Origin of the sequence: Sphingobacterium sp. UBA2480 (genome assembly GCF_002341965.1) — a bacterium.
Lineage (GTDB): Bacteria > Bacteroidota > Bacteroidia > Sphingobacteriales > Sphingobacteriaceae > Sphingobacterium > Sphingobacterium multivorum.
In genome coordinates, this window is record NZ_DDPA01000003.1 from 1 (window position 1) to 13,130 (window position 13,130).

Annotated in this window: 12 protein-coding genes; 6 read left to right on the top strand and 6 right to left on the bottom strand. The window is 39.6% G+C overall.

Going from position 1 to position 13,130, the window contains the following annotated elements; all coding sequences use genetic code 11:
- Positions 1-503 precede the first annotated feature (503 nt).
- Both B3600_RS05935 and B3600_RS05940 read left to right on the top strand, forming a co-directional pair.
- Positions 504-1,391, top strand: a complete 888-nt coding sequence (locus tag B3600_RS05935) for a DUF4886 domain-containing protein (RefSeq protein WP_286752381.1) — start codon at positions 504-506, stop codon at positions 1,389-1,391.
- A gap of 7 nt (positions 1,392-1,398) precedes the next feature.
- Complete coding sequence (locus tag B3600_RS05940; protein WP_286752382.1) at positions 1,399-1,899, top strand: DinB family protein; 501 nt, start codon at positions 1,399-1,401, stop codon at positions 1,897-1,899.
- A 77-nt stretch (positions 1,900-1,976) separates the two neighbouring features.
- On the opposite strand, the gene sucD is transcribed toward B3600_RS05940, so the two are convergent.
- Both sucD and B3600_RS05950 read right to left on the bottom strand, forming a co-directional pair.
- Complete coding sequence (sucD, locus tag B3600_RS05945; RefSeq protein ID WP_046671644.1) at positions 1,977-2,849, bottom strand: succinate--CoA ligase subunit alpha; 873 nt, start codon at positions 2,847-2,849, stop codon at positions 1,977-1,979.
- Positions 2,850-2,939: 90 nt separating this feature from the next.
- Positions 2,940-3,473, bottom strand: coding sequence for an RNA methyltransferase (locus tag B3600_RS05950; RefSeq protein WP_046671645.1), 534 nt, complete (start codon positions 3,471-3,473; stop codon positions 2,940-2,942).
- Between the two features lie 113 nt (positions 3,474-3,586).
- Here B3600_RS05950 and rpsT point away from each other — a divergent pair, with 113 nt between their 5' ends.
- A complete protein-coding gene (gene rpsT, locus B3600_RS05955; RefSeq protein WP_046671646.1) occupies positions 3,587-3,841 on the top strand; it encodes a 30S ribosomal protein S20 in 255 nt (84 codons plus the stop codon).
- A gap of 149 nt (positions 3,842-3,990) precedes the next feature.
- Here the strand turns inward: rpsT and B3600_RS05960 are convergent, their stop codons facing one another.
- Positions 3,991-4,842, bottom strand: coding sequence for a 3-keto-disaccharide hydrolase (locus B3600_RS05960; protein ID WP_112373722.1), 852 nt, complete (start codon positions 4,840-4,842; stop codon positions 3,991-3,993).
- A 39-nt stretch (positions 4,843-4,881) separates the two neighbouring features.
- Positions 4,882-5,715: an AraC family transcriptional regulator gene (locus tag B3600_RS05965; protein ID WP_112373721.1), complete on the bottom strand. Its 834-nt coding sequence runs from the start codon at positions 5,713-5,715 to the stop codon at positions 4,882-4,884.
- 433 nt (positions 5,716-6,148) lie between these two features.
- Here B3600_RS05965 and B3600_RS05970 point away from each other — a divergent pair, with 433 nt between their 5' ends.
- Positions 6,149-7,645, top strand: coding sequence for a succinate CoA transferase (locus B3600_RS05970; RefSeq protein ID WP_286752383.1), 1,497 nt, complete (start codon positions 6,149-6,151; stop codon positions 7,643-7,645).
- Positions 7,646-7,772: 127 nt separating this feature from the next.
- Here B3600_RS05970 and B3600_RS05975 read toward each other — a convergent pair whose 3' ends face one another.
- Both B3600_RS05975 and B3600_RS05980 read right to left on the bottom strand, forming a co-directional pair.
- On the bottom strand, positions 7,773-8,528 hold the full coding sequence (locus tag B3600_RS05975; protein WP_286752384.1) for a DNA alkylation repair protein: 756 nt from the start codon (positions 8,526-8,528) through the stop codon (positions 7,773-7,775).
- 16 nt (positions 8,529-8,544) lie between these two features.
- Positions 8,545-9,042 carry a DinB family protein gene (locus B3600_RS05980; protein ID WP_046671651.1) on the bottom strand — a complete coding sequence of 166 codons (498 nt, stop codon included), beginning with the start codon at positions 9,040-9,042 and terminating at the stop codon, positions 8,545-8,547.
- Between the two features lie 319 nt (positions 9,043-9,361).
- On the opposite strand from B3600_RS05980, the gene B3600_RS05985 reads away from it, so the two are divergent.
- Together B3600_RS05985 and B3600_RS05990 are read left to right on the top strand one after the other, a co-directional pair.
- Positions 9,362-10,408 carry an alpha-L-fucosidase gene (locus B3600_RS05985; RefSeq protein WP_286752385.1) on the top strand — a complete coding sequence of 349 codons (1,047 nt, stop codon included), beginning with the start codon at positions 9,362-9,364 and terminating at the stop codon, positions 10,406-10,408.
- A 97-nt stretch (positions 10,409-10,505) separates the two neighbouring features.
- Entirely contained in the window at positions 10,506-12,896 is a 2,391-nt protein-coding gene (locus B3600_RS05990) for a PDZ domain-containing protein (RefSeq protein WP_286752386.1), read from the top strand.
- Positions 12,897-13,130 lie beyond the last annotated feature (234 nt).

Sequence of the window (13,130 nt, forward strand, 5' to 3'; positions counted from 1 at the left end):
CTACCTGCCTGTACTTCCCCGACCAGCCCTGCCCTCTAGCCTTTACTGTTAAAACAGCGGATGGTGCAGTAGCATGACCATCGATGACTGTAGTTCAGTTTACAACTGTGCTGTAATGGTATGGAGCATCCTCGGAGTCAGGGGCATGCAACCGTCACCGTGGTCTATCGTATGGTAAATCGACGTAGCCAGCAGGGGTATGCAGTCGTCACTGTGGTCTAGCGGTACTGTGTAGCGTCTGTTCCAAAACTTTCGTATCTGAGTTTTTTTTATATTGCTAGAAGTATTATTGGCCACATTTGGTATGCTGTAGCGTCATAGTCACGGGGTATTGTAAGCCAAGTGGACAACGGTCGCACAAAAGCTACTTGTAATGACCATTAGCCTACCTTGTCCGAACTGTTATCCTGATAGCTTGCAAATGGGATAAAATCTCTCTTTCTGGGGATATCATTCGCATTTCTACGAGATATTATCTAATTTAGTTGTTATTGCATTATATTATGATAAAAGTAAAACAGGTATTGGTGTTCGGTTTTTTAATCGTGTTTTTTTTGAAGAATAATCGATTAAATGCACAAAATAAATCTTTAGATGATGGTGTGCTACGAATATTGGCCATCGGTAATAGTTTCTCGGAAGATGCTATTGAACAGAATTTATATGAATTGGCGAAAGCTGGGAAAAAAAAGATAGTAATCGGCAATCTCTATATTGGGGGGGCTCCTTTAAGTTTACATGTTAGCAACGCAAAAGAGGATAAGCCGGCTTATCGCTACCGTAAAATCAATCTTGACGGGCAGATGTCGGAGAAAGCAAATGAGCGCTTATCTGAAGCGCTTATAGATGAGGCTTGGGATTATATTAGCTTTCAGCAAGCAAGTCCGCTATCAGGAGATTATGATTCGTATGCGAAGGATCTACCGCCCTTATATGATTATGTAACAAAACATATTCTATTTCCTGAAACGAAGTATATATTGCATCAAACTTGGGCATATCAGAATGGGTCATCGCATGAAGGCTTTGTTCGTTATAACCGTAGCCAAGATAGCATGTATAGGGCTATTGCCGCTACTTCGCAGGAAGTGTTTAACTGGGGTAATTTCGATCTATTGATTCCTTCGGGTACAGCTGTTCAAAATGCGCGTTCGAGTTTTGTGGGGGATCATTTTACGCGTGATGGTTATCATCTAGACCTGAACTACGGACGTTTCGTTGCTGCTTGTACCTGGTACGAGGCGTTATTCCATGAAAATGTGCTGAATAATACATTTTTACCGCTCAAGGTAACCTATGTAGAAGGGGAAATTGCGCGATCGGCAGCACATAAAGCTGTGGAATTCCCCTATGCTGTTACCGTATTAAAAGATTTTCAATTAATGAATTAATATTTATATGAGTATCAAAAAGAGCTATTTGATCGAATTGGATCATGAAACAAAAAATACCAGACGTATTTTAGAACGGATACCGGACGATAAACTGGATTGGCGTCCACACGAAAAATCGATGAGTTTGGGCGAATTGGCCGCACATGTTGTAGAGTTACATAACTGGGTACACAAGGCAATACCAAAGGACGTATTTGATTTTAAAGTAGATTATAAGCCTCTCAAAGTATCCTCGGTAGAAGAATTAAAGACAATCCTCACTGTTGGACTGGAAGAGAACAAGGCAACACTAGAGAATATTGCTGAATCGGATTGGTTTAATGACTGGGTACTTAAAGCTGGAGATCACGAGATCGCCCGTTTGCCACGAGCCGGAGCAATACGTTTTATTGTCAATAATCATATTGTTCATCATCGTGGCCAGTTGACGGTTTATTTGCGATTATTGGATATTGCTGTACCGGGCTTATATGGACCATCGGCAGACGAAGCAATGCCTAGTTGATGTTGTAATGTAATTATATAGGTATAAAAAAAGGGAATCAAATTTGATTCCCTTTTTTTATATGTTCGATGGTCTAATTATTTAGCCAATTCTTCTGCGATTGCTTTTCCAATTTCAGCCGGAGACTCAACAACACGAATACCACACTCACGCATAATTTTCATTTTTGCTGCAGCAGTGTCATCTGCACCACCTACAATTGCACCAGCGTGTCCCATACGACGTCCTGGAGGCGCTGTTTGACCTGCGATAAATCCAACAACAGGCTTAGTACCGTGTTCTTTGATCCAACGAGCAGCTTCAGCTTCCATTCCACCGCCGATTTCACCAATCATGATGATCGCTTCAGTTTCAGGGTCGTTCATTAATAATTCAACAGCTTCTTTCGTTGTCGTACCAATGATAGGGTCACCACCAATTCCGATTGCTGTTGTGATACCTAATCCTGCTTTTACAGTTTGATCTACGGCTTCGTAAGTTAAAGTTCCTGATTTAGAAACAACACCCACATTACCTTTTTTGAAGATAAATCCTGGCATGATACCGATTTTAGCTTCTCCTGCAGTGATAATACCTGGGCAGTTAGGACCGATCAAACGAGAGTTTTTGTCGCTCAAGTAAGATTTTACTTGGATCATATCTTTTGTTGGTATACCTTCTGTAATACAAACAATCACTTCGATACCAGCAGCGGCAGCTTCCATGATCGCATCTGCAGCAAATGCTGGAGGTACAAAAATAATAGAAACATTAGCTCCTGTAGCGTCTACTGCATCTTGCACAGTATTGAATACAGGACGGTCTAAGTGTTGTTGACCACCTTTACCAGGAGTAACACCACCAACTACATTTGTTCCGTACTCAATCATTTGAGTAGCATGGTAAGTACCTTCGTTTCCAGTGAAACCTTGAACGATTACTTTTGAATCTTTATTAACTAATACACTCATTTCTTCTTTAAATTTTGCACACAAATCTACTATTTTGCTTTCTAAAATGGAAGCAATGTGAATAGGAATGTGACCTTTATTGATAAATTTTTAATTGAAATTGCGTTTTTGGATAAAATCCCAAAGAATAATGCCAATTGCGACAGATACATTTAAGGAATGTTTGGTCCCGTATTGGGGGATTTCGATGCAGGTATCAATTTTTTCCATGACATCCTCATCTACTCCATTAACCTCATTTCCAAAAATCAGCGCATACTTTTTGTCATTTTCTGGTTCAAACTGATGTAACATAACACTATCATCTGCTTGCTCGATGGCAATAATGACATAGCCTTCTGTCCGAAGCTGATCTACAACAGCTGAGGTATCTCTGTGGTATTCCCAAGCGACCGATTGGGTTGCCCCGAGGGCCGTCTTTTCGATTTCACGATGAGGAGGTGTGCCGGTAATGCCACACAGGTATATTTTTTCAATAGCAAATCCGTCTGCAGTACGGAAGGCCGAGCCCACATTATGCATGCTCCGTACATTGTCCATAACGATTGTGATAGGAGTTTTTTCTTGTTTTTTAAACGATTCAACGTCTGTACGTTGAAGTTCATCCATCGATAATTTTTGCATGTCGCAAATATACTAAACCTAAAAAATAAAATAGATTTTGAATATTGAAAATAAGGTGTTATTTTTGCAGTCCGAATTACAAGAAAAAATTGAATAAAAATTAGCTAAAAAAAATGGCAAATCATAAATCAGCGATCAAAAGAATTAGAGCAAACGCTACTAAACGTTTAAGAAACCGTTACCAAGCAAAAACTACACGTAACGCAATCAAAAAATTACGTCATACTACTTCTGCAGAAGAAGCAAAAACATTGTTACCACGCGTAATTTCTATGCTTGATCGTTTGGCAAAGAAAAATGTGATCCACAAGAAAAAAGCTTCTAACAACAAATCGAAGTTAACAAAATTTGTTAACGGTTTAGCGTAAGCTTTTCGTATAGATATAGAGGGGTACAGCTCGCTGTATCCCTTTTCTTTATGTTATATACTTTGGATTTCTCTTTCCAAGCGAATAGTAAATAAAAAAGCATCGAATACCGATGCTTTTTTATTTTAAAACTGAAATTTGCAGTGTATTTATTGCTGTAAATTTGGAAGTAGCTCTGCGATGATCTTTTTCAATTTGTTGGGATCTTTCATGTAAGGTTCTAAATCGTAAAGTTCCACTTTTTTGAAATCAATGGGATGGCTCTCACTCTGAAGTGAAATAGTACCCTTGTGTAAAAGCTGTCCATCTTTCTTCACTTTGGGATCGAAACCACTTACATTGCCGCCACCAATTTGGGGTTTAGTATACTGTAATACGACCTTGTTTTCAAGGATATGTTGCACAAGAGAGTCTCCCAACACCAAGAAATCAGCAGTTACCCATTGATCTCCAGCATAGGTTTTTGATGTTGAGCTGATGCAATGTGGTGTGAATAGCTTATTGTCGATCACAACGTTTGTGCCTGGTGTACAAAGATTACTTGTGGTCCGTTCGTCCTTGCCATTTCCACCCAGCAGTTGCCCTTCGATAGATATTGGAAAGTCTTGATCCACACCCATGGTATTAGGATCCTGTCCATGTAGCATGGCTCCGCTATTACGCCAAGCCCAACCTTCTCCACCATTTACCTGTTCACCGACAAATCTGTAAGTGACGCGCAACAAATACGCTGAGAACTCTTTATTGTAGAACAGATGGCCATACTGAAAATTGAAATTATCATAACCATCATATCTTACCTTGAGTAAACCGTCTTCTACACGAAATGTATTTTTATAATTATCGCCAACTTTGTGGTTTCTGATTTTTGGAGTCCAGTTCTTCAAATCTTTCCCATTAAATAACTGAATGGGTTTGGGTTTCTTATCTTGAGATTTGGCAAATAAAGAAGTGCTAAGCAATAGGATTCCAGCACTGTAAATGATATGTTTGAATTTCATCCTGAATTAGGTTTATTGACCTAAATTAGGTAAACATTTTTAAATAAGCAATTCTTTTTGTTTGACATATTCGCTTGGACGGATGCCGACGACCTTATTGAATGTGTTACTAAATGTGGGAAGGCTATTGTATCCAACTTTGAGCGCAACTTCATTTACGCTTAGTTTTTCGTCCAAAAGGAGCTTAAGTGCGGTCAGCATTCTGAGGATCGTGTAGTATTGGATAAAAGACATATTTAATTCCTTTTGAAATAGTCTAGCCAATGTGCGTTCACTAATGTTAAATAATCCGGCAAGTTTTTTAAAGCTGACATTTTCCTCTATATTTTCTTCGAGGTAAGTGACAATATCCTTTAATTTCTGATGACTAGGATAAGGCAAGGCTAATGGAAGCTCATGCAGCGATAGTTCCGGCAGGATAAGCTTGAATGCTGTAGCGATACTATATTTAGGTTCTTCGACCGGAAAGATATTGCCATTCCAGCGGTTGGTAAACATAATCAGCTCTATCAAAAGATCATTTACTGGATAAATCCCCATTTTACTGTAGAAGGGGGCGTCATTAGCGGCTTTGGGAAAATATAAATTACGCATAACGACCTCAGGGGTACTTGGATGAATACTATGTTTTATGCCAGCAGGAATCCACAAATAATGACGGGCAGGTAGAAAATACGATTTTTCCTCTGTTTTAACAAATACGACACCGCCTTCTGTATATAGAAATTGATCCTTATCATGGCAATGTTCGGAAATATGGTTCTCTGCTATAATAGCGTGATGACAGTAAATGCTATCTTCAAATGAGTCTACTTCCGTCATATAATAACGGTTGACATATTTGGCATCTGTACTTATATCTTGTGTATTCATTTTAACCTATAATACGATGTCACAAAGGTAAGACTTTTTTACTAGACCCCACCTTTACTTCTTGAAAGTGAGTGTATGCTTACGTTAAAATGGCAATTAATCGACTAGCGAGTTAGTCTTTACTTACTTTGGTTTTATTTTTATTGTTGTAAGTTGTTTGTTTTCAGTGTGATATATATTATACATGCGTGTGATATAAACTATTTTTTTATTATGATTTGTTGTATATTTTTGATTTGTAGTGCGTTGCGTATTTTTAGTCACCTTTGGATAATTTTGTGTCAAATGATAATAAATATGCAGTTGAAAAAAGTGCTAAAATTGTTTGGTTAAGAGGTTGCAAATTATAGCAAAGAACTTTTCAACGAAGGGAAATATATAGATTTCAATTTCTTAAGTTTACAATAATGGAATAAAATCAAACTATAAAAATATGGCTTACGAAAGAATAAAAGTTCAAAGCTTACATGATAAAGTGATTACAGCAGAAGAAGCTGCTAAACTATTTCAAAACGGAATGGTCGTTGGGTCGAGTGGTTTTACCAAGGCTGGAGACAGTAAGGTGGTGTTACCTGCCTTGGCTGAACGTGCAAAAGTGGATCCATTGAAAATAACCTTGATTACTGGGGCTTCGTTGGGACACGGAACAGACGGTAAATTGGCGGAAGCGGGAGCATTATCCAAGCGGATGCCCTTTCAGGTGGATCGTATTTTACGTCATAAAATTAATGCTGGAGATGTGTTGTTTATTGATCAGCATCTAAGCGAAACGGCCGAATTGCTGCACAATAAGAATTTGCCTCAGGTGGATATTGCTGTTTTGGAAGTAGCAGCAATAGAATCGGATGGAAGTATTGTTCCAACGACTTCTGTGGGAAATTCGGCAACTTTTGCTGCATTGGCTAAGCAGGTTATTTTGGAAGTCAATACTGCGATACCGGTGACTATTAAAGGAATACATGATATTTACCAAGCCGAAGATTACCCTCGGCGTAATGTTATTCCAATCGTAGCTCCAGAAAATAAAATTGGACGTAAAACTATTCCTTTGGACGCGAGCAAGGTGGTGGGAATTGTGTTTACGAATGAGCTTGATAGCCCTGCCGATATTGCTGAACCGGATACCAAAACAACAGCGATAGCGAAGCATATTTTGCAGTTTTTCGAAAATGAGGTAGCGCTAGGCCATTTGTCAGAAAGCTTGATGCCACTTCAAGCGGGTATTGGAAAAGTAGCTAACGCTGTTCTGACGGGATTTATACATAGTAAGTTCCGTAATCTAACGATGTTTTCTGAAGTGTTGCAAGATAGCACCTTTGACCTTATCGATGCCGGAAAACTGGATTTTGCTTCTGCTTCTTCAATTACTGTTTCCGAAGAGTGTTATTCAAGAGTGTTCGATCATTTGGATCGATACCGTGATAAAATTGTATTGCGCCCACAGAATATTTCCAATACACCTGGACTGATCAAACGTTTGGGGATTATAGCAATTAATACAGCCATAGAGTTTGATATTTATGGAAACGTAAATTCTACCCATACTTCAGGAACAAATATCATGAATGGTATCGGCGGGTCGGGTGACTTTGCACGCAATGCTTATTTGAGCATCTTTGTCACACAGTCGGCCTCTAAAGGAGATGCAATTTCTCATATTGTTCCTATGGTTTCCCATGTGGATCATACCGAACATGATGTCGATATTTTGGTAACAGATTATGGCTTGGCAGATTTACGTGGTTTAGCGCCTCGCGAGCGAGCGAAAGTAATTATAGCGAACTGTGTACATCCCGATTACAAAGAGCAGCTATTAGATTATTATAACCGCGCTTGTGAGAGAGGGGGGCATACACCACATTTGTTAGAAGAGGCTTTTAGCTGGCATATCAACCTTCGTGAAAAAGGAACAATGAAAAAAGACCAATAACCGAGGGCGTGGTTACATATGGACTAAAGGTTTATAGAAAGGCGAGGTTTAATTGTAGACTTCGCCTTTCCTGCTGTATAGTTCTTTCTTGATGTATAATTATCGCAAAGAAAATCACGCATTCATTTCATTGATTAAGATGAATCGTCGTATCCTCCTGCCGATTCTGTTTAGTCCTCAAGTTGTGGCGATTGAGACCAATCGTAATTTTTGTCCGAAACCATTGTTTGGTTTCTGGCGATTCAATTGCTTTACTGTAGCAAGCAACAAGATCGGGATGGAATTTTGCTATTGTTTTGGCTCCCCAGCCAATTCCCTTTTTTACATGAAAATCTGTTGTGTTTGACAATGAAATCAGTAGCTTCAATAAAATGTTTACGTATGTGGCTGATAGGCCTTTTTTTACGGCATAATGTGTAGCTACACCAATTGTTCGGACAATCCATTTGTCAGAATGATGAGCTAATTCTTCTAATAGAGGTATTGCTTTTTTAGGCGAAGTCAACAGCGCATGACCAATTACGCGTTCGCCGATGATATCACAGACGTACCATTGATTACCTATGGTTATATAGGTACAGGCTTTATGGATGGATTGTTCGAAGTGTTCGGGGAGACGTTGCTGGAGAATTATTCCCGTTAAAACATAACTTCCCATTTCTGTTGTGGCAATGAGACGATCTGTCAAGTGTAACTGCTCGGTTTCAGGTACGAATAGCATAATTTCCCTGGCCGCAAACTCCAGAAGGGGAAAACGAACTTTCTTTTTCAGTAAACACGCTTGTAAGCTTAACATAAAGGATTCTATACCGGATTGCTGTCCTTGCTGTTTCGCCGCTGCGACAATTTCTCGGATCTGTACTTTACTGGTAATTTTGTCCATGGCAGTGCTCAAATCCCTATTGTTGATCTTTATAAATATTCCAATAATTAAAGTCTGTCATTGGAGCATCCGTTATTCCAATAGCTCTGCCCATTGTAACGATCTGTCCCCTATGATATGTTCCGTGGAGGATAAGCTGTTGTATGTATTCATACTTCGTGAAGTCACATTGAAACCATGGTGATTCCACTTTGATATTTTTTTCAAGATCCAGCTCGGTTAGTTTGTGTATGTAATCCACGAGTTGAGCTGAACTTCTTTGTAGTGCTTCAAATATTTCTTCTTTTGTGGCTCGCTTTTTCTCAAAATCAAAATCATTGCTTTCCGCAATGTGGCTCCACCAATATTCCTGTGTCTGCAAGATGTGATTTAAGGTCTTCAAAATGGTCGGGAAACTTGAAGGTACCTCTTGGTTAAGTTGGTCATCTGATTTATCAGCCAACCAATTGATGTATTTATTGACGACCCAGTTGTTATATTCAGCACTTTTTGTGATTAAGGTTTTTAAACTCATAATTTTAATCTATAGTATGGTGTTAAATGAAATATTTACTAAATATAAATCCTTTTTGGAATGAATTTACATTAAATTTTATAGTAGATAGCTTGTTTGATAAGCCGCTTTGAAAGTATTTATTTCTTATAAAATTGTGACTGGTACAGGCCTGTCCATTAAGCGTAACTTATTTGAAATAAATAAAAAGTATTCTTCATATTTTTTATATTTATTTTGCAATAGCAGAATGGTTTAGCATTTTGCAGAATGTGTGTGTGGCACCAACAGAAGATTTGACAGCTGCTTGAGCTTGTTGGATTAACCAATTAAAATAAATATGATAAAAGCAACGCATTGTATTCTTTCTCTACTAGCCATGTTGTTTATGAACATGGGAAACGCCCAAGTTAATTATTTGCAGGAATCCAAAAAGGATTTTGATGAACGGATGCATTGGTTTAGGGAAGCAAAGTACGGAATGTTTATTCATTTTGGGCTTTATAGTCAACTTGGAGGGATGTATAATGGGGATTCAACCAAAGGATATGCCGAATGGATACAATCGGAAATGAATATTCCGAAGGCAGCATATTCGGAACTGATCAACACCTGGAATCCTAAGGACTTCAATGCGGATCGTATTGTTCAATTGGCTAAGGATGCTGGAATGAAATATATCGTCCTGACGACCAAACATCATGAGGGGTTTTGTCTGTGGGATTCCCCCTATACAGATTATGATATCGCTTCGACGCCAATGAAAGGAAGAGATCTCGTGCGGGAGTTGTCCATAGCTTGTAAGAAAGCTGGGATTAGATTTGGTACCTACTACAGTATTATCGACTGGCATCACGATTCGCAATATGTTGATCCCAATGGTAAAGGCGACTGGGGCCAGATTCTCATTAAGCCGGAACAGAAAGCCGCTTATATTCAATACATGAAAAATCAATTGAAAGAATTGGTTGTTAAGTATGATACTGACATCCTGTGGTTTGATGGGGACTGGGTGAATTGGTGGGATATGGCCGCGGGAGAAGATCTTTATCAATATCTACGCAAATTAAAACCCACTCTAATCATTAATAACCGCGTAGCAAAGCGGGATCAATTTAAGCGTGATTTTGGAACGCCTGAACAAGAACATCCTGGAACGTTACTGGATTACGATTGGGAAGCCTGTTATACCTTGAATAATTCTTGGGGATATAAAAAATCAGATAATAATTGGAAATCTCCTACAGAAGTAAATACTAAGCTGCGCGAGATAAATGAAAAAGGCGGGAATTTGCTGCTCAATATTGGACCTGATGCTAACGGAAATGTGCCGGCTGCCAGTAAAGAAATTTTGTTGAAAGCAACAGCAGAGCGAAAAAAGAACTAATCTGAGCGAATTTGCTGTTTATTGACTTATAGACCTTACTATATAGCTGGTTTATAGTTGATATAATCCAGCTAAAATTATATGAACGATTAAAATTATGAAGATATCTTGTATGTTATTTCCAAAATTATTATTTATTGGCCTTACCGGTGTCGCTTCACTTAGCGTGCATGGGCAACAGTCTGGCTCGGTAAAACGTATTTACATCAGTACAAAAGGAAGTGATAGAAACCAAGGAACCATGGGCAGTCCCTATGCCACAGCTGAAGCCGCACTGCGATCGGTAGAAAAACAGAAACAAGGAAAAAATACACCAGACATCGAAATCATCTTTATGGCGGGCACCTACCAGCTGGATAAACCGATTGAATTGTCTGCCGGGGTATCGGGCACAAGAAGACAACCCTTGCGGATCAAAGCTGAGGAAGGAGCACAAGTTACGCTGAGTGGTGCCAAATCGCTTAACCTCAAATGGAAACAGGGCGATCATGGTATTTGGGAGGCTAAGGTCCCAAGTGGAGTAAACTTCCAAAGTCTATATGCAAATGATAAGCATCTTGTCCGGGCACGTTATCCAAACTACGATCCTACAGTCTTGCCATTTCAAGGCTACGCTGCAGATGCATTAAGTCCCGAACGTGTAGCAACCTGGAAGAACCCTAAGGGGGGAATTGTACATGCTTTGCATGCTGGTCGCTGGGGAGGGTTCCATTATCAGATTACAGGAAAAGACGGATTATCAACTGTTACACTTGAAGGTGGACAGCAAAATAATCGTCCCAGCAAAATGCACGAGACCTATCGCTTTGTAGAAAATATCTTTGAAGAACTCGATACCTTTCAGGAGTGGTATTTGGATGTGGAGAAGGCACGCTTATATTATATGCCTGCTAAAGGAATTAATCCCAACCAGCTGAAGTTTGTAGCGCCACAATTGGAAAATCTAATCTATCTTTCAGGTTCATCTTTCAGTCCAGTGCATGATATTGAGGTTAGTGGCCTTCGCTTCATGTATACTGCTCCTACCTTTATGAAAACAAGCGAACCACTCTTACGTAGTGATTGGACGATCTATCGACAGGGAGCAGTAAAGATTGAAGGTGCGGAAAACTGTATCTTCCGCGCGAATGATTTTATCGCTTTGGGCGGCAATGCAATATTTGTTAATAATTACAATCGCGGGGTCAAAATCGAAGGCAACCGGATTGAACAGATCGGTGCCGGAGCGATCAATTTTGTAGGAGATCCAGCGGCAGTACGCTCACCGGAATTTCGATATGAAAAATTTGTCCCATTTGACCAAATGGATACCATCAAAGGGCCAAAAACCAATAATTACCCCATGGACTGTGAGGCAAGTGACAATCTGATCCATGACATTGGCTTGATCGAAAAACAAGTGGCAGGTGTACAGGTCTCCATGGCTGAATCGCTACGAATTTTGCATAATACCATTTACAATGTTCCTAGAGCAGGTATTAATGTAGGTGATGGGACTTGGGGCGGTCATGAGATCGCTTACAATGATGTTTTTAATACAGTCCTGGAAACCAGTGATCATGGAGCCTTCAACTCATGGGGGCGCGACCGTTTTTGGCATCCCAATCGAAAGGAGATGGATGAACTGACCGGGAAACATCCCAATTTAATATTGCTGGACGCAGTCAAAACAACCAAAATTCATGATAATAGATTTCGCTGTGATCACGGTTGGGATATTGATTTGGATGACGGATCTTCCAATTATGAAATTTACAATAACCTTTGTTTAAGTGGAGGACTAAAACTAAGAGAAGGGTTTTATCGCAAAGTGTACAACAACGTGATGATCAACAATGGTTTTCATCCTCATGTATGGTTTCAGCATAGTCACGATGTATTCCGTAATAATATCGTGATGGAGTCCCATCAGGATATACAGGTCAAGTATTGGGGGGAAGAGGTAGACCATAATATTTACGGACGGCAGGATGACCTCGACAAAGATCGAGCGAAAGGCATAGAAAAACATGGTCGGGTTATTCAATTGAACTTTACGAATCCCGCACATGGTGATTTCCGGTTGAAAAACTGGAAGGATCAGGATTTTAAAAATTTTGACATGCTGCATTTTGGCGTTACCAGTAAAAAACTTAAAACTCTTGCCGCTAGTCCTGAAATACCTCAGTTGATCCAATCCGAAGCAAAGGAGCAGGGGAGCAGATGGTCCTGGAAGTCGGGGGTATTTAAATCAGTGGAGACTTTGGGGGAGCAGTCGGCCGCAGGCCTACCCGCGATAAACGGCGTGCTGCTGCTCGAGTTGGATGAAAAAGGCAATCTTTACAAAAGCGGTTTGCGTGTCGGCGATGTTGTATTGAATTATCAGGGCGAGAAAATAGATCAATTAATAGACCTGCAACAAGCGATAAAAAAGCATGTACACGCTGACCAGCCGAAGGTGTTCATTTTTAGAAACCAACAGCAGCAGGAATTAACCCTGCAGCTGTAGTAAATTTTCTATGGACTTAGTGAAATATAGCATTGTACTTTGGTTTGTTGACATGCGATATAGCTATTGTGAGCAATTAGCAGTAAAACATGGCAGTTGTGATAGATCGATCATCTTATGACGATATTATTTTTTTGTTTATAATTTTTATTTCCATTGGGACTATTGAGCATCTTGGTCGTCATTATAACAGTGTGGTATCATTTACTGGGGTAGACACATGATATTAAATTC